The organism is Mesorhizobium opportunistum WSM2075 (genome assembly GCF_000176035.2).
GTDB classification, from domain to species: Bacteria; Pseudomonadota; Alphaproteobacteria; order Rhizobiales; family Rhizobiaceae; genus Mesorhizobium; species Mesorhizobium opportunistum.
In genome coordinates this window covers 1,840,266-1,856,090 of sequence record NC_015675.1, presented here as the reverse complement: position 1 = coordinate 1,856,090, position 15,825 = coordinate 1,840,266, and the positions used below count along the sequence as shown (strand labels likewise).

Sequence of the window (15,825 nt, the reverse complement as noted above, 5' to 3'; positions counted from 1 at the left end):
GTTTTCTCCTCCGATGATTTTCGTTTCTTGTTTCAGGTTGAGCCACGTTCGATCAGGCTGAAGGGCATTTCGAGCGCGGTGCCCGCGCCGGGCTTGGAGCCGCGCAGCCTTTCCATCAGGATCTGCGCTGCCTTGACCCCGATATCGCCCTGGAACTGGGAGACGGTGGTCAAGGACGGCGTGACCAGCCGGGCGGCTGAAATGTCGTCGAAGCCGGCGACGGCGATATCGCCGGGGATGGCGATGCCGCGATCGCGCAGCGCCTGCATCACGCCAATGGCCATAAGGTCATTGGCGGCAAAGATCGCCGTCGGCGCATAGCCGCTGGCCAGCACCGCCTCCGCGGCCCGGGCACCGCCGGTTTCGCTGAACTCCTCGTCGATGACGACGTAGGGCGCGCCGCCTGCTTCGGTCAGCGCGGTGCGATAGCCCTCGACCCGAACGCCCTGAGGGCCACCCCGGCCGGCGACCATGGCGATGCGGTGATGGCCGCGACCGATGAGAAATTGTGTTACCGCAAGGGCGGCGGCGTAGCTGTCGATGAAAATATCGTCGATGGCGATATCGCCGCCGCGCTTCTTGCTCGATTCGATGCGCACCACAGGCACGCCCGCATCGACCAGTGGCTTGAAATCGCCGGCGCGCAGCGTGAAGAACACCCCTATCACGCCGTCGACGCGTCCCTGCCTGGACCAGTCGAGGAAATGCCGCTCCCGCTCGGCGGAGCCATCGGTGCTGACCGCGATCACGTCATAGTTGAGTTCTTCGGCCACCGACTGGATGCCTCGCATCAGCGCCGGATAGAAGGGATTGGTGATGTCGGGCACGATGCAGGCAATGGTCATGGTGCGGTTGGTCTTGAGCGCCTGCGCAAACCGGTTGGGCGTATAGCCGAGCTGCGCCGCCGCATTGGTGATCCGCTCCCAGGTCTCGGATGACAGCGCCGGAGAGCCGCCGCCACTCATCACCATCGAGACGCTGGCCTGCGAAACCCCGGCCAGCCGCGCGACATCCTTTTGAGTGGCTCGCTTCAAGAAAAGTTTCCTTATACGTATTAGTGATACGTATAAAAGGCATGCGAGCCGGAAAGTCAAGAGCATGCCCGTCGCGGCGTCATGGCATGGAATTGATCCATCGCGCGACAATTACGCACAGTAATTTCGCGTGATCTTTGTCTTGCGGCGGCGGAACGCGCCGCCTATGGTTCCTGATGAACATGATTTCCCCTGAGGCCGCGGCCAACAGCAAGCGCGCCTGGCTCAAAATTCTGGCGCGCTACAAGAAGCCCGACCGGCGGCGCAGCACACTCGAGCTCGCCATCACCCTCATTCCGTTCGTCACGCTCTGGGCGCTCTCTTCGGCTGCCTATGCCTATGGCCATTGGTGGGGACTGATCCTCATCCTTCCCGCGGCCGGGTTCCTGGTGCGGATCTTCATGATCCAGCACGATTGCGGCCACGGCTCCTTCTTCGCCAATCGCTACGCCGACGACTGGATCGGCCGGGCGCTCGGCATTCTGACCTTGACGCCCTATGACTGCTGGCGGCGCGCCCACGCCGTGCATCATGCCAGCGCCGGCAATCTCGACGAGCGTGGCATGGGAGACATCAGGACGCTGACCGTTGCCGAATATCGGCAATTGTCATGGCGAGGCCGCCTGGCCTATCGTCTCTATCGCCATCCCCTCGTGATGTTCGGCCTGGGGCCGATCTGGCTGTTCATCTTCGAGCAAAGGCTGCCTGTCGGCATGATGCGCGGCGGCCTGACGCCCTGGGTGTCGTCGATGACCACCAATCTCGGCATCGCGCTTGCCGCGGCCATCCTCATCTGGTTCGTTGGCCCCGGCGCCTTCCTAGTGGTCCATCTGCCGATCGTCATCCTCGCCGGTTCGGCTGGCATCTGGCTGTTCTACGTCCAGCATCAGTTCGAGGAGACGGAATGGGCAAAGGATTCCGAATGGGAATTCCAGCACGCCGCTTTGCACGGGTCATCCTACTACGACCTGCCGCGGGTGCTGAACTGGTTCACCGGCAACATCGGTGTCCACCACGTCCACCACCTCTCCGCCAAAGTGCCCGGATACAGGTTGCAGGAAGTGCTGCGCGACTATCCGGAGCTGCGTGGCATCGGCCGCGTCACGCTGATCGAGAGCCTGCGCTGCGTCAAACTGGCATTGTGGGATGAAAGCCGCCGCAAGCTGGTGTCGTTCCGCGAGGCACGGGCAGCGGTCTAGGCAATTCCAGGAAAAGTGTGACGGTTCCCCGGGGAAAAGGCGCGTAGCGTTTTCCCGTCGAAAACCGCCGCGCCTTAGGCGCGGCGGCTGGCAACGTCCGGGTCAGGCCGCCTGGCGTTCGTCGCGCATCAGGATCTCGCCATGGCGGATTTCCGTGCCCAGCACCTTCAGGCATTCGCGGATGAAGTTGGATAGGCCCGGCCAGCCCTTGGCTGACACGAGATTGCCGTCGACATGGGCGCCGGTCGGCGCGACGTCGATGTAGATGCCACCGGCCAGCGTCACCTCCGGCTCGCAATAGTGAAGTGCCGCGACTTCCCTGCCGCGCACCACGCCGTCGACGGCGATCAGGATCTGCACGCCGTGGCAGATGGTGAAGATCGGCTTGCCGGCCTCGTGGAAATGGCGCACCAGCGCCTGCACGCGCTTGTCGATGCGGATGTATTCCGGCCCGCGTCCGCCCGCCGCGTAGACGGCGTCGTATTTGGCCGGGTCCACTTCGGAAAACGTCTTGTTGAGGATATAGTCGTGGCCGAGCTTTTCCGTATAGGTCTGGTGGCCTTCGAAGTCGTGCAGCGAGGTCTTCAGGACGTCGCCCGCCTTCTTGTCCGGACAGACGACATGCACCGTGTGGCCGACGGCATGCATGGCCTGTTCAAAGACGAAAATCTCATACTCCTCGCTGAACTCGCCAACGAGCATCAATATCTTCTTGCCAGCCATTTCCGGTTCCTCCCTTGTAGCCATATTTATTTCGGATCACGAAATAATAGCCATATCCTAAGGGCAGGACGACGAAAGGGAAAGCACAAATCGCACAATTGGTATGACCAGTTGGCGTCGATAGCTGTGCCCCCGGTCAGTGAGCACTTCGCTGCAGAGGAAAACCGCGCCACTGGTTCGACCAGAGCTACAATCAGGCGGCCGTCTTGATCATGTCGGCGGCCTTTTCGGCGATCATGATGGTCGGCGCGTTGGTGTTGCCGCCGATCAGCGTCGGCATCACCGAAGCGTCGACGACACGCAAGGCCTGCATGCCGCGCACACGCAGTTGCGGATCGACAACCGCCATATCGTCGACGCCCATCCTGCAGGTGCCCACGGGGTGATAGACGGTGTCGGCGCGAGCGCGGATATGGGCCATCAAATCGGCATCGCTCGAAGCGCCGGCGGTGTAGATCTCCCTGGCGCGGTATTTGGCCAGCGCCGGCGCTTCCAGGATGCCGCGCATCGTCCTGACGCCCTTGAGGAGCAGATGGGCGTCGCGTTCGTCGGACAGGAAGCGCGGATCGATGCGCGGTGGCGCCAACGGGTCCGGCGTCGACAGCCCGACCTCGCCGCGCGAATGCGGCCGCAGCACGCAGACATGGCAGGAGAAGCCGTAGCCCATATGCAGCTTGCGGCCATGATCATCGACGATGGCGATGCAAAAATGGAGTTGCAGGTCAGGGCGGTCGATCGCTGGGTCGGATTTGAGGAAGGCGCCGCCCTCCGCATAGGGCGTGGCGATCATGCCGCCGCCATCCTTGCGCCAGCGTAGCATATGCCGCAGCAAGCCAGGCAGACCGCGCAGCCCGATGCCCATCATGTCGGCATCCCTCGATGTCCAGCCCATGATGAAATCCAGATGATCCTGCAGGTTCTTGCCGACGCCAGGCAATTCATGGACCATTGGAATTCCGTGGGCGGCAAGCTCGACGGCTGGGCCTACTCCAGAAAGCATCAACAGTTGCGGCGAGCCAAAGGCGCCGCCGCAGACGATGACCTCGCGCGTGGCTCGCGCAACGGCTTCGCTGTTGCCCTTGCGATAGCGCACGCCAGTGGCCCGCTTGCCGTCAAGGACAATGCCGGTGGCATGCGCTCCGGTGATGACGGTCAGATTTGGCCGGCCGATCGCCGGATGCAGATAGGCCGCCGCCGCCGAACAGCGTTCGCCATTGCGGTCTCCGCCCCAGAACTGCGTGACCTGATAGAGTCCTGCTCCTTCCTGTTCCGGTCCATGAAATCGTCATTGCGGCGGATCTGGTTTTCGCCGCAAGCCTCGACAAAGGCCCGGGAGAGCGCACGCGGCTCCTGCTGCTCGGCAACCCGCAGCGGCCCGTCATCGCCGTGCAGGGCATCGCTCCCGCGCTGGTTGCCTTCCGCGCGCCGAAAATATGGCAACACCTCGTCCCAGGACCAGCCGTCGCAGCCGAAATCGGCCCACTCGTCATAGTCGCTGCGATGGCCCCTGACATAGAGCATGGCATTGATGGCACTCGAGCCGCCAAGCGCCTTGCCGCGCGGCTGGTAGCCCTTGCGGCCGCCAAGACCCTGCTGCGGCACCGTCTCGAATGCCCAGTTGTGGATCTTCGGTCGGCCGGGCAACAGCGCGATGACGCCGGCCGGGGCGCGGATGAACAGGTTCCTGCCCTCGCCGCCGGCTTCGACCAGGCAGACCGTCTTCGATGGATCCTCGGAGAGACGCGCGGCAAGCGTGCAGCCGGCGGACCCGCCGCCGGCGATGACGTAGTCGAAAGTCATGATTCCCTCCTCGCACCCGGCGGATGTTTCCGTCCGGATAGCCCAGAGAAGGCCCGATCAGAGCTGATGTAAAGACGTCGGCGATTACCGCTGCGTCAGCTGTTGCGAAGGCGCCGCCAGGAATATTTCGGGCCCTTGGGTTCCTGCACCTCGGCCGGCTGGTAGTAGAGCCCCAGGCCGCCGGTGCGGCCCTCCTCCAGGCGCTTCAACAGCACAGGGTTGGAGATCTCGAACTCGTCGAAGCCGAGGCGCAGCATATGCGGCAGCTGGTCGACGAGGACCTGGCCGGTCGCGCGGACGGCGCCCTCGAAATCAAAGCGCTCGCGCAGCAATTCTCCCTTGGAGAAGGAGCGGCCATCACTGAAGGCAGGAAAGGCCAATGCCACCAGCGACAGCTGGTCGAGCAGGTCGGCTATCTTCTCGAGCTGATCGCCGGGCTGCAGCGCCACGCCGAGCCGCTCCCTGGCGGAGCGGCGCACCTCCGGATCGAGATCTAGGAATGCCTGCAGCGGCAGGATGAAGCGGCCATTGCCGGTGAGCGCGTCCGCACTCTCGGCATGCGTCCACTCATCCTCGCGAAAACCATCCGGGGTCCAGAGCCGGGTGACCGGTGTCGTCGGTTCAGTCATCAAAAATTCCTAAATTCGAACAGGCTCGGCATGTGATGAGATTCAGGTCAGGCTGCGCCGAAAATGGCGGCTTCCGAGAACCGGAGCGGAGCGTACTAGAAGTACGTGAGCACCGGCCTTCGCCGACCGTAGCCTTAATTACCACGGCCATTCAAGAGTGCTTCGGCCGGCGAAGGCCGGAAGCGCAGTAAGCTGGCATTTGCAGCCATTCTCACCTGAATACCAGCATATCCTACAGGGATGCGTCGGTCAGCGATACTTCCAGCCCCGACAGGTGAATGCCGCACTCGGTCTTGGCATGGCCGGCCCAGCGGCCGCTGCGCGCGTCCTCGCCCGGCTGCACCGGTTGCGTGCACGGGAAACAGCCGATCGACAGATAGCCATAGGCGACGAGCGGATTTTCGCGCAGCGCATGCGCACGCATGTAGTCCGCCTGGTCCGATGTCGTCCAGTGCGCCAGCGGATTGATGCGGATGCGCGGACCGACCGCCTCGAACACCGGCAGTGCGGCGCGCGTCGAGGCCTGGAAGCGCTTGCGCCCGGTGAACCAGGCACGGAACGGTGCAACGCCACGCGCCAGCGGCTCGACCTTGCGCACGTTGCAGCAGGCATCGGTATTGCTCTGGTGCAAATTGCCCGTCGGGTCGATCCGCTCGAGCGCCGCTTCCTCGGGTTTGATCACCCTTATGTTGGTCAGCCCGAAATCGGCGACGAGCGCGTCGCGGTAGCCGAGCGTCTCCTCGAAATGCTTGCCGGTGTCGAGGAAGATGACAGGCAGTGTACGGTCGATCTCCGAGATCATGTGCAGCAGCACGGCCGAATCCGCCCCGAAGGACGACACGGCCGCGATCTCGTCGTGAAACAGATCGCTCGCCGATCGTTCGATGATCTCGAGCGCGTTCAGGTGACCATAGAGCGCATCGAGCCCCGCCGCCTTGGCGGCGGCGCCGTCATCGACGTCGGCTATATGGTCAAGCGGCCTTGGCTTCGCCAGCATAGAGCGCCTCCTTGAACGGCGCGGGACCGACTCGGCGGTAGGCGTCGATGAATTTTTCCTGCGGGTTGAGCCGAAGGCCGAGATAGGTGTCGACGATCTGCTCGATGGCGTCGGTGATCTCTTCCGACGAGAAGCCGCGGCCGATGATCTCGCCGACCGACGTGTTTTCGTCGGCCGAGCCGCCCAGCGTCACCTGGTAGAGCTCGGAGCCCTTCTTCTCGACACCGAGGATGCCGATATGGCCGACATGGTGGTGGCCACAGGCGTTGATGCAGCCGGAAATCTTCAGCTTCAACTCGCCGATCTCGCGCTGCCGCTCCAGCGAGGCGAAGCGGCGCGAAATTTCCTGCGCGATCGGGATCGAGCGCGCCGTGGCCAGCGCGCAATAGTCGAGGCCCGGGCACGCGATGATGTCCGATATCAAATTGGAATTGGCCGTCGCCAACCCGATGTCGACCAGCGCGTCATACACGGCCTTGAGGTCGGCGCGCGCCACATGCGGCAGGATCAGGTTCTGCTCATGGCTGACGCGAAGCTCGTCGAAAGCGTATTTCTCGGCGATGTCGGCGACCGCTTCCATCTGGCTGTCCGAAGCGTCGCCCGGCACTTCGCCGATGCCCTTGAGCGAGATCGTCACCGCCGCATAGTCGGGATGGCGATGCGTCACCACGTTCTGGTCGAGCCATTCCGAGAAGCCCCTGGAATCGAGACGTGCCAGTTTGACCGTCTCGTCGCCGTCCGGCCGATCCGTCAGCGCCGGCGGCGCGAAATAAGCCTCGATGGCGCGGATGTCGGCATCCGGCAGCTTCAGCTCCGCGTCCTTCAGTTCTTGCCACTCGGCCTCGACCTGGCGGGTGATTTCCTCGACGCCGGTCTCGTGCACCAGGATCTTGATGCGTGCCTTGTACTTGTTGTCGCGGCGGCCATAGAGGTTGTAAACGCGCAGGATCGCCGTGCAGTAGGACAGAAGATCGGCTTCCGGCAGGAAGTCGCGGATCTTGCGGGCCACCATCGGCGTGCGGCCCTGGCCGCCGCCGATATAGACGGCAAAGCCCAGTTCGCCGGCGGCATTCTTCTTCAGGTGCAGGCCGATGTCATGCGTCTGGATGGCCGCGCGGTCGCGCTCGGCACCGGTCACCGCGATCTTGAACTTGCGCGGCAGGAACGAGAATTCCGGATGCACCGACGACCACTGGCGCAGGATTTCCGCATAAGGGCGCGGATCGGCGACCTCGTCGGCGGCGGCTCCGGCAAAATGGTCGGCGGTGACGTTGCGGATGCAATTGCCGCTGGTCTGGATGGCGTGCATCTCGACGCTTGCGAGATCCGCCAGGATCGCCGGGATGTCCGACAACGCCGGCCAGTTGAACTGGATGTTCTGGCGCGTGGTGAAATGGCCATAGCCCTTGTCGTATTTGCGGGCGATGTGGCCGAGCATGCGCAGCTGCTTGCCGTTCAGCGTGCCATAGGGCACCGCGATGCGCAGCATGTAGGCATGCAGCTGCAGGTAGACGCCGTTCATCAGCCGCAGCGGCCTGAACTGGTCCTCGGTGATCTCGCCGGACAGCCGGCGCTGGACCTGGTCGCTGAACTCGGCGACGCGGGCCTGGACAAAATCGTGATCGAACTCATCGTAACGGTACATGCTTCGTCTTTCAGGGCGCGTCCGCCCGCGTCTGGTGTCTGTTAGGCCGCCCACGTCGACTGCTTGGCGGCCTGCTTGCCGAGATCGTTGCGGATGGTCGGACCTGCGGCGCGGATCTTCTCGCGCAACCGCACCGGCTCGACCATGCCGCCGACGACTTCAGCGTCGATCAGGTTGACGTCGACCACCTCATTGTCGGCATAGGCCTTGGCGCCGATCGCCTCCAGGCGGTCTTCGTCCGCCTTGTCATGAGCAAGGTCGGCGTGGTCCACCGTCTCGGCCCAGCCGCCATCGGCGTACCACACGGCGATGCCGTCGCTCAGGCGGTTGGCGGTCAGTATCTTCATGACTGAACTTTCTCGGAGGTGGCCTTGGCCACGCCTTCATGCGTGTGTGCCGCAAGCGGCTCTGAACGTTCAAAATTGGCGCCGGCGACGGCGTCGCCGATAATGGTCATGACCGGCCCGGAGAGATCGGCGCGCGCTTCCAGCGACGGCAGGTCGGCCAGCGTGCCGTGGAAGCGGCGGCGGTTGGCGAGGCTGGCATTCTCTACCACGGCGACCGCCGTGTCCGGCGACAGGCCGGCCTCGATCAGCCGGCCGGCAACCTCGGCCGCAACCGAGCGGCCCATGTAGACGGCGACGGTGGCGCCGGAAATCGCGAGCTTGGCCCAGTCGGGCAATGAATTGCCCTTGAGGTCGTGGCCGGTGGTGAACACCATCGACGATGAAACCCCGCGTAAAGTGAGCGGCAGTTCGAAATCGGCGGCGGCGGCAAAGGCCGCGGTGACGCCGGGAACCACCTCATAGGCGATGCCGGCATCGCGCAATGCCGCCATCTCTTCGCCGGCCCGGCCGAACACCAGCGGATCGCCCGACTTGAGCCGCACGACGCGCTTGCCCTGGCGGCCGAGCTCGACCAGCAGCGCATTGATTTCGGCCTGGCTCTTGGTGTGGCAGCCTTTGCGCTTTCCCACCGGCAAGCGCTCGGCGTCGCGGCGGCCCATGGCAACGACCGCCTCCGGCACCAGTGCGTCATGGACGATGACGTCGGCCTCCATCAGCAGGCGATGCGCCCGCAGCGTCAGAAGATCCTCGGCACCGGGACCAGCGCCGACCAGGGCGATGTGGCCCGAGACCGGTGCGTTCGACAGCAACAGGTCGGTCGCGGCTTCATGCGCCTGCGAAAGCTCGCCCGCCTCGACGGCACGCGCTGGCGCACCGCCAAAGAAGTCGCTCCAGAAGCGGCGGCGGATATTGCCCTTGGGCAGTCTCTCGGCGGCGGCACGGAACGAAGCGGCAAGCGCCGCAAGCCTGCCGAGCGACGGCGACAGCATGCGGTCAATGCGGCTGCGCAATATCTGGGCGAGCACCGGGCCGGCACCCTCGGTGCCGATGGCGATGGCGACCGGCGCACGGTTGACCAGCGCCGGCGTGAAGAAATCGCAAAGTTCCGGCCGGTCGACGGCGTTGACTGGAATGCCCAGCGTGCGCGCGTCCCCGGCGACCCGGCGGTCCAGCGCCTCTTCGCCGCTGGCGGCAAACACCAAGACCGCGCCTTCGAGCTGCGCCACGTCGTAAGCCGCCGCGACATGGTTCGCGCCGGTCTGGGCGATGAAAGCCAACAGCTCCGGTTCGGCGTCTTGGGCGATGATGCGCAAAACCGCGCTCGACTGTCCGACCAGCCGCGCTTTGGCCAGCGCTTCCTCGCCGCCGCCGACAATGGCCACGGCTTCGCCCTCGACCCGCACGAAGACGGGGAAGGCATTGAGCTTGGGGGCGGTGTGCGGCATGAAAACGAGCAGGGTCCTGAACAGGCTGCAGTTTTACGCCCGGGCGCGTAAAACCAGAAGCAAAGCACTCGCGCATCCTGTGATGGCAGGCAATCGCTTTTTCGCAACTGCGAAGGGCAAGAGAAAAATATTCCACATCCGCGCAAAGAGCGGATTCAAGCAGCCACGGCAAAGCTTGATTTCAGGTCTTTTTAGCCATTGGCGCAGCATCTCGCAAAACAGTTTTTTCTAATTTCTACCAATTCAGTAGATTAAAGCAGCCTTCGGGCGCCTCTGCCTTTCGGCGTCCGTCGCGCCGGCCTCAAGGCCGATTCCAGAGGCTGGAACATTAACGGTTCGCCACGCGTTCCCCTCGTGCCGAAGTCGAACTGTTCGGGGCGCGCGGAAAGCCATGACGTCGAAGAAAGGAACCCGCCACATGATCAAGCTGAAGCACGGTATCTGGATCATGGTGGCTGATGGCGAAAAGGCACTTTTCCTCAGGAACGCCGGCGACAACAAATTTCCGGACCTCCAGGTCGTGCAGGAGATGGAGCAGGAAAATCCGCCCACGCGCGAGCAAGGCAGTGACAGTCCGGGTCGCTACAATGACGGTCCCTCGGTGCACCGCAGCGCGGTCGAGGACACGGACTGGCACCGCATCGGTAAGGAACGCTTCGCCGACGAGATCGTCGACCGGCTCTACAAGCTCGCGCATGGCGGCGAATTCAACGAGATCGTGCTCATCGCGCCGCCAATGGTGCTCGGATCCATGCGCAAGAAATTGCACAAGGAGGTCGAGGAAAAGGTTGTCGCCGAAATCCCCAAGACGTTGACCAACCACGCCATACCAGAGATCGAGGCCATGCTGCGGGCCGCCTGATCGGCAGCCTGCCGATCGTCTGCGCTCAAGCATCCGCGGTCAAGTATTTGTCTCCCCGCCGGCGATTTCGCCGCTTTGCGGGTTGCATCGCCGACATCCCATCCACCATATTGCAAAACAGGCGACGGCTTTGGGCGGCGCACTTCCGACATCGCTAGCTTGAAAGGCGCTCCATAGACAATGCCGCATGACACGCCCCTTATCGCCACCATCGTCGCCGGTCTGGGGCTGGCTTTCGTCTTCGGGGCTCTCGCCAATCGTTTCCGCATTCCGCCGCTGGTCGGTTATCTCATAGCCGGCGTGCTGGTCGGGCCGAACACGCCCGGCTTCGTCGCCGATGCCGGCGTCGCCAATGAATTGGCCGAGATCGGCGTCATCCTGCTGATGTTCGGCGTCGGCCTGCATTTCTCGCTCAAGGACCTCTTGTCGGTCCGCGCCATCGCCGTGCCCGGCGCCATCGTCCAGATCGGCTTTGCCACCGCGCTCGGCGCCGGCCTTTCCTGGATGCTCGGCTGGTCGATGGGCGCGGGGGTTGTGTTCGGCCTGGCGCTGTCGGTCGCCTCGACCGTGGTGCTGCTGCGCGCGCTTCAGGAGCGCCGGCTGATCGAGACCGAGCGCGGCCGCATCGCCGTCGGCTGGCTGATCGTCGAGGATCTGGCCATGGTGCTGGCGCTGGTGCTTTTGCCGGCCCTCGCCGGCGCGCTTGGCGGCCAGGAACAGGCGGATGTGCACGCAAGCGGGCTGCTGTCGTTGCCGCCGAGCTACGGCATCTGGGGCGTCGTCGGCATCACGCTGGCCAAGGTCGCCGCCTTCGTCGTCGTCATGCTCGTGGTGGGCCGCCGGGTCATTCCCTGGATCCTGCACTATGTCGCCCACACCGGATCGCGCGAGTTGTTCCGCCTCTCGGTGCTGGCCATTGCGCTCGGCGTCGCTTTCGGCGCCGCCAAGCTGTTCGGCGTCTCGCTGGCACTGGGCGCCTTCTTCGCCGGCATGATCATGAGCGAGTCCGAGCTCAGCCATCGCGCGGCGGAAGAATCGCTGCCACTGCGCGATGCTTTCTCGGTGCTGTTCTTCGTCTCGGTCGGCATGCTGTTCGACCCGTTCAGCCTGGTCAGCAACGGCCTGCCGATCCTGGCGACGCTCGCCATCATCGTCATCGGCAAGTCGCTGGCGGCGTTCGTCATCGTCGTCGCCTTCGGCTATCCCCTGGCCACCGCCTTGATGATTTCGGCAAGCCTTGCCCAGATCGGCGAATTCTCCTTCATCCTGGCGGAACTCGGCGTCGGTTTGAAACTTCTGCCGGAACAGGGCCGCGACCTGATCCTGGCCGGCGCGATCCTGTCGATCGTGCTGAACCCGCTGATGTTCCTTGTCGTCGACTGGATGAAGCCGTGGCTGGAGGCGCGTGCCGCCAGGACCGCGGTACCGGCCGACGCAAAGCCGGTTGGTCCGGCGACGGAGCCGGGCCAGGTCGCCTCGGTTGCCTCGACCTCCAAAAATGAAGACGGTCCGCCGCCGAAGACGGCGCTCACCGGCCACGCCATCCTGATCGGCTATGGCCGTGTCGGCGGCCTCGTCGGCGCCGCGTTGAGAGACGCTGGACTGCCCTTCCTCGTCATCGAGGACGCCGACAAGACGCTGGCGAAGCTGAAGGCGGACGGCGTCGAGACCGTCGCAGGCAATGCGGCCAACGCCGAAGTCTTCGCCGCCGCCAATCCGGAAGGCGCCAGGCAGCTGATCCTGGCCATTCCCAATGCGTTCGAGGCCGGTCAGGTCGTGCTGCGTGCCCGCGCCGCCAATCCCGGCATCAACGTCGTCGCCCGCGCCCATTCCGACGCCGAAGTCGAGCATCTCAAGGGGCTCGGCGCCGACACGGTGATCATGGGCGAGCGCGAGATCGCGCGCGGGATCGTCGAAGAGGTGCTCGGCCGCAAGCCGGAGGCGGCTGAACCGTCTGCTGCCTAAAGCCGATCCTGGTTACGCCACGAAGGCAGAGCCGCCATTTTGCGCGATGCCGCCGAGATATTTTGCCGGCGGCTTCCCGAGCGCCTTCTTGAACATGGTGATGAAGGCGGTGACGGAACCGTAGCCCAGATCGCCAGAGACCTGCTGCACGCTGGCACCGGAGGCCAATTCCCGAATTGCCACGATCAAATGCAATTGCTGGCGCCAGCGGCCGAAGCTCAGCCCTGTTTCCTTGACCACCAAGCGCGCGAGACTGCTCTCGCTGAGCGCAACGCGGTTGGCCCATTGTGCGAGAGTGCTGCGGTCGGCCGGATCTTCCGCCAACGCTTCGGCGATTCTCTTCAAGCGCGGCTCGGACGAGATCGGCAGGTGCAGTTGCTGGACAGGCATGCGCGGCAATTCGGTGAGCAGCGTCCTGGTCAGCAGCTCATCCCGCGCCGGATCGTCCTGGACACCATCGGAAAGCTCGATGATCAGTTCGCGCAGCAGCGGCGAGATCGACAGCGTGCAGCACCGATCCGGCAGGTCGGCGGCTCCCGGCTCGATGTAGACGAAGAAGATCCGGGCGTTGGCCGTGGCGACATTGCTGTGTTCCATGTCGCCCGGAATCCAGACCCCGCAATGCGGCGGCACCATCCATAGGCCGCTTGGGACGCGGCATGTGACGCCGCCCCCGAGCGTGAAGACGAGCTGGCCTTTGCGGTGCCGATGGGCGGGCACCTCTGCCTTGGTCTCGGGAACGTCGACGCGCACGGCAATCGCCGGAACGGAAGGATCGTCCACATCGAAATCGAGCCAGGGGTAGCGGAGAGGCTGTCTCATGATTGACTGTTTTTAGAGATCACCTGGTTTGATATCTAAATTACTCAAACGGGAAAATCGATAGGATGCGCTTGTGAATGAGCATCCTTGGGGCGTCTTCGGTTGCCCCAGGAGCTGTTCGTTCCGCCAAGCGGCAATGAGGTATGGACCATGCTCGCCCTAGCCATTTCTTCCGATAGCGTGGCCGGGCTGACGCTCGCCGAAGTCGACGAACCCCAGCCTCTCCCGAATGAAGCGCTGATCTCGGTCCGAACAACCTCGTTGAACCGCGGTGAACTGCGCCTGCTCACCATACGTCCGAACGGCTGGATACCCGGCCAGGACATCGCCGGGATTGTCGAACGGGCTGCCGCCGATGGCTCCGGGCCAGCCGTGGGCGCCCGGGTTGCGGCTTTGGTCGACCAGGCCGGCTGGGCCGAACGTGTCGCCGTTTCAACCGACCGTCTTGCGGTCATCCCCGACGCGGTTAGCTTTGCCTCCGCCGCCACGCTTCCGGTCGCGGGCACCACGGCGCTTCGGACCTTGCGCCATGGCGGCGACCTGGCCGGCCTAAAGGTCCTGATCACAGGTGCAAGCGGCGCTGTCGGCCGTTTCCAGATCCAGATCGCCCGCGAGCAAGGCGCTTCCGTGACCGCGATTGCCGCGGCCCGGCATGCCGAGGATCTCCGCGGCCTCGGAGCTGGGCAGATTATCGAGTCGATAGAGCAGGCCGAGGGGCTGTTTTCACTGATCACCGAGTCGGTCGGCGGCGAAAGCCTGGCACACGCGATCGAACGCGTTGCACCCGGCGGCACCATCGTCATGTTCGGTTCGAGCAGTGGCGAACTCACGCCGGTCGGGTTCCGCCAGTTCGTTCCCGGCCACGAGGGGGCGAGGCTGCAGACCTTCGCCTACTACACGTCTGGTCCTGACATTGGCGCGGACATCGCCTCGCTGCTCACCCTGGCCGCGGCCGGCCGGCTGGAGACCCGCGTCGCCATGACCGTGCCGTGGACGGACATCGCCCAGGCCCTGGACGCACTGCGACAGCGTAGCTTCAGCGGCAAGGCGGTTCTCACCATCACCGGATGAGGCGATCCTAGCCTGAAGCCTCACACGTGCTGGCCGCCATTGATGTGGATTTCCGAGCCGGTCACGTAGGACGCCTGCTGCGAACACAGGAAGAAGATGATGTCGGCGACCTCGGCCGTGGTGCCGAGGCGCCTCAGCGGAATGGTCTCGACGATCTTGCCCGTGCCCGGCGACAGGATCGCCGTGTCGATCTCGCCCGGCGCGATGGCGTTGACGCGGATGCCGTGCGGGCCGAAATCATGCGCCATTTCGCGCGTCAGCGAGCCGAGTGCCGCCTTCGATGTCGCATAGGCGGTGCCAGCGAAAGGATGCACGCGCGTGCCGGCGATCGAGGTGACGTTGACGATCGATCCCTTGGCCGCCGCCAGTTCCTTGAACAGGCCGCGCGCCAGCATGATCGGCGCGAAGAAATTGACCTGGAACACGTCACGCCAGACATGCATCGGCGTGTCGATCGAGTTCATGCGGCTGTTGCCGTCGCTGAGCTTCGGCGAAATACCGGCATTGTTGACCAGCGCGTTGAGCTGGCCGCCATGTGCTTCCAGCCGGTGGCGGATTTCCGAGACGGCGATGCCGACGTCTTCCTGGTCGGCGAGATCGACCTTGATGTGGTCCTCGGGACCTGCCGGCCATGGGCAATCCTCGGCAAAGGCCTGGCGCGAACAGGTGATGACGCGCCAGCCCTCGCGCGAAAAGCGCTTGACCGTGGCATGGCCGATGCCCCGGCTGGCGCCGGTCAGCACGATGGTTTTTCGGGTGTCGAGTTCAGCCATGTCGGGTCTCCTGGCTGGAGATGTAGCCGAACGTCAGCGAGGTGGCGAGAGGCCGAAATGTCACCATTCGCCAGAAAGCCGGAACCGGGAAGCCGCCGCCTCGTTGGTTCGACAATGCAAGCCAATCGACGAGATAGAGCCATGACACAGACAGCACCTCTCGACATCGCCACTGCCTTCACCACGGCGTGGACCAGCCATGACCTCGAAAAGGCCGCATCCTATGTCGCCGAGGACGTCGTTTTCGATGGGCCGATGCAGCAGTCGACCGGCAAAGAACCCTATCTGAAGGGCCTGGCGAAGCTCTCGCAGGACGTGACCGGCGTGCGCATGATTGCCGCCTTTGGCGACGATCGCCAGGCTTTGCTCATGTACGACCTGATGACGAAGTCGTCCGGAGCGCTGTCCTGCGCCAAACATCTTACCGTCAGCGACGGCAAGATCCATAGCGACAAGTTGACCTTTGACAGCAAGAAGCTTGGCAGCGCCAAGCCAAAGGCAAACGGCGGTTAA

At 64.1% G+C, this 15,825-nt stretch carries 15 protein-coding genes and 1 pseudogene; 6 read left to right on the top strand and 10 right to left on the bottom strand.

Going from position 1 to position 15,825, the window contains the following annotated elements; all coding sequences use genetic code 11:
* Positions 1-32: 32 nt before the first annotated feature.
* Positions 33-1,034 carry a LacI family DNA-binding transcriptional regulator gene (locus tag MESOP_RS08840; protein ID WP_013892985.1) on the bottom strand — a complete coding sequence of 334 codons (1,002 nt, stop codon included), beginning with the start codon at positions 1,032-1,034 and terminating at the stop codon, positions 33-35.
* Positions 1,035-1,210: 176 nt separating this feature from the next.
* Between MESOP_RS08840 and MESOP_RS08835 the strand changes: the two genes are divergently transcribed.
* Entirely contained in the window at positions 1,211-2,233 is a 1,023-nt protein-coding gene (locus MESOP_RS08835) for a fatty acid desaturase (protein ID WP_013892984.1), read from the top strand.
* A 102-nt stretch (positions 2,234-2,335) separates the two neighbouring features.
* Here the strand turns inward: MESOP_RS08835 and MESOP_RS08830 are convergent, their stop codons facing one another.
* From MESOP_RS08830 to cysG, 7 genes and pseudogenes are all read right to left on the bottom strand, one after another.
* Positions 2,336-2,956, bottom strand: a complete 621-nt coding sequence (locus tag MESOP_RS08830) for a DJ-1/PfpI family protein (protein ID WP_013892983.1) — start codon at positions 2,954-2,956, stop codon at positions 2,336-2,338.
* A 193-nt stretch (positions 2,957-3,149) separates the two neighbouring features.
* Positions 3,150-4,756, bottom strand: a pseudogene (locus MESOP_RS36535) (GMC family oxidoreductase).
* Between the two features lie 95 nt (positions 4,757-4,851).
* A complete protein-coding gene (locus tag MESOP_RS08820) occupies positions 4,852-5,385 on the bottom strand; it encodes a DUF934 domain-containing protein (RefSeq protein ID WP_013892982.1) in 534 nt (177 codons plus the stop codon).
* A 232-nt stretch (positions 5,386-5,617) separates the two neighbouring features.
* Positions 5,618-6,382, bottom strand: a complete 765-nt coding sequence (locus MESOP_RS08815; RefSeq protein ID WP_013892981.1) for a phosphoadenylyl-sulfate reductase — start codon at positions 6,380-6,382, stop codon at positions 5,618-5,620.
* The gene (locus MESOP_RS08810; RefSeq protein ID WP_013892980.1) at positions 6,357-8,027 is read right to left on the bottom strand and encodes a nitrite/sulfite reductase; all 1,671 of its coding nucleotides are present in this window, start codon (positions 8,025-8,027) and stop codon (positions 6,357-6,359) included. Before MESOP_RS08810 ends, MESOP_RS08815 begins: the two co-directional genes overlap by 26 nt.
* Positions 8,028-8,068: 41 nt before the next feature.
* A complete protein-coding gene (locus MESOP_RS08805) occupies positions 8,069-8,374 on the bottom strand; it encodes a DUF2849 domain-containing protein (protein ID WP_013892979.1) in 306 nt (101 codons plus the stop codon).
* The gene (gene cysG, locus MESOP_RS08800) at positions 8,371-9,819 is read right to left on the bottom strand and encodes a siroheme synthase CysG (RefSeq protein WP_013892978.1); all 1,449 of its coding nucleotides are present in this window, start codon (positions 9,817-9,819) and stop codon (positions 8,371-8,373) included. The genes MESOP_RS08805 and cysG overlap by 4 nt, the downstream gene beginning before the upstream one ends.
* Between cysG and MESOP_RS34940 the strand changes: the two genes are divergently transcribed.
* The 3 genes from MESOP_RS34940 to MESOP_RS08790 all read left to right on the top strand — a co-directional run bounded on the left by MESOP_RS34940 (position 9,818) and on the right by MESOP_RS08790 (position 12,646).
* The gene (locus MESOP_RS34940) at positions 9,818-10,051 is read left to right on the top strand and encodes a hypothetical protein (protein WP_150111180.1); all 234 of its coding nucleotides are present in this window, start codon (positions 9,818-9,820) and stop codon (positions 10,049-10,051) included. The genes cysG and MESOP_RS34940 overlap by 2 nt on opposite strands.
* Before the next feature lie 186 nt (positions 10,052-10,237).
* Positions 10,238-10,681: a baeRF12 domain-containing protein gene (locus tag MESOP_RS08795; RefSeq protein WP_013892977.1), complete on the top strand. Its 444-nt coding sequence runs from the start codon at positions 10,238-10,240 to the stop codon at positions 10,679-10,681.
* A 180-nt stretch (positions 10,682-10,861) separates the two neighbouring features.
* Positions 10,862-12,646: a cation:proton antiporter domain-containing protein gene (locus MESOP_RS08790; RefSeq protein ID WP_013892976.1), complete on the top strand. Its 1,785-nt coding sequence runs from the start codon at positions 10,862-10,864 to the stop codon at positions 12,644-12,646.
* A 12-nt stretch (positions 12,647-12,658) separates the two neighbouring features.
* Here MESOP_RS08790 and MESOP_RS08785 read toward each other — a convergent pair whose 3' ends face one another.
* A complete protein-coding gene (locus MESOP_RS08785; RefSeq protein WP_013892975.1) occupies positions 12,659-13,468 on the bottom strand; it encodes an AraC family transcriptional regulator in 810 nt (269 codons plus the stop codon).
* 150 nt (positions 13,469-13,618) lie between these two features.
* On the opposite strand from MESOP_RS08785, the gene MESOP_RS08780 reads away from it, so the two are divergent.
* Positions 13,619-14,539, top strand: coding sequence for a zinc-binding dehydrogenase (locus MESOP_RS08780; RefSeq protein WP_013892974.1), 921 nt, complete (start codon positions 13,619-13,621; stop codon positions 14,537-14,539).
* 20 nt (positions 14,540-14,559) lie between these two features.
* Here the strand turns inward: MESOP_RS08780 and MESOP_RS08775 are convergent, their stop codons facing one another.
* Positions 14,560-15,312: an SDR family NAD(P)-dependent oxidoreductase gene (locus MESOP_RS08775; protein WP_013892973.1), complete on the bottom strand. Its 753-nt coding sequence runs from the start codon at positions 15,310-15,312 to the stop codon at positions 14,560-14,562.
* Positions 15,313-15,453: 141 nt separating this feature from the next.
* On the opposite strand from MESOP_RS08775, the gene MESOP_RS08770 reads away from it, so the two are divergent.
* Positions 15,454-15,825 carry a nuclear transport factor 2 family protein gene (locus MESOP_RS08770; protein ID WP_013892972.1) on the top strand — a complete coding sequence of 124 codons (372 nt, stop codon included), beginning with the start codon at positions 15,454-15,456 and terminating at the stop codon, positions 15,823-15,825.

Bases quoted from the DNA above. Each gene is read 5' to 3' on its own strand.
- MESOP_RS08835 (WP_013892984.1), top strand. From the start codon at position 1,211: ATGAACATGATTTCCCCTGAGGCCGCGGCCAACAGCAAGCGCGCCTGG.
- MESOP_RS08830 (WP_013892983.1), bottom strand. From the start codon at position 2,956: ATGGCTGGCAAGAAGATATTGATGCTCGTTGGCGAGTTCAGCGAGGAG.
- MESOP_RS08820 (WP_013892982.1), bottom strand. From the start codon at position 5,385: ATGACTGAACCGACGACACCGGTCACCCGGCTCTGGACCCCGGATGGT.
- MESOP_RS08815 (WP_013892981.1), bottom strand. From the start codon at position 6,382: ATGCTGGCGAAGCCAAGGCCGCTTGACCATATAGCCGACGTCGATGAC.
- MESOP_RS08810 (WP_013892980.1), bottom strand. From the start codon at position 8,027: ATGTACCGTTACGATGAGTTCGATCACGATTTTGTCCAGGCCCGCGTC.
- MESOP_RS08805 (WP_013892979.1), bottom strand. From the start codon at position 8,374: ATGAAGATACTGACCGCCAACCGCCTGAGCGACGGCATCGCCGTGTGG.
- MESOP_RS34940 (WP_150111180.1), top strand. From the start codon at position 9,818: ATGAAAACGAGCAGGGTCCTGAACAGGCTGCAGTTTTACGCCCGGGCG.
- cysG (WP_013892978.1), bottom strand. From the start codon at position 9,819: ATGCCGCACACCGCCCCCAAGCTCAATGCCTTCCCCGTCTTCGTGCGG.
- MESOP_RS08795 (WP_013892977.1), top strand. From the start codon at position 10,238: ATGATCAAGCTGAAGCACGGTATCTGGATCATGGTGGCTGATGGCGAA.
- MESOP_RS08790 (WP_013892976.1), top strand. From the start codon at position 10,862: ATGCCGCATGACACGCCCCTTATCGCCACCATCGTCGCCGGTCTGGGG.
- MESOP_RS08785 (WP_013892975.1), bottom strand. From the start codon at position 13,468: ATGAGACAGCCTCTCCGCTACCCCTGGCTCGATTTCGATGTGGACGAT.
- MESOP_RS08780 (WP_013892974.1), top strand. From the start codon at position 13,619: ATGCTCGCCCTAGCCATTTCTTCCGATAGCGTGGCCGGGCTGACGCTC.
- MESOP_RS08775 (WP_013892973.1), bottom strand. From the start codon at position 15,312: ATGGCTGAACTCGACACCCGAAAAACCATCGTGCTGACCGGCGCCAGC.
- MESOP_RS08770 (WP_013892972.1), top strand. From the start codon at position 15,454: ATGACACAGACAGCACCTCTCGACATCGCCACTGCCTTCACCACGGCG.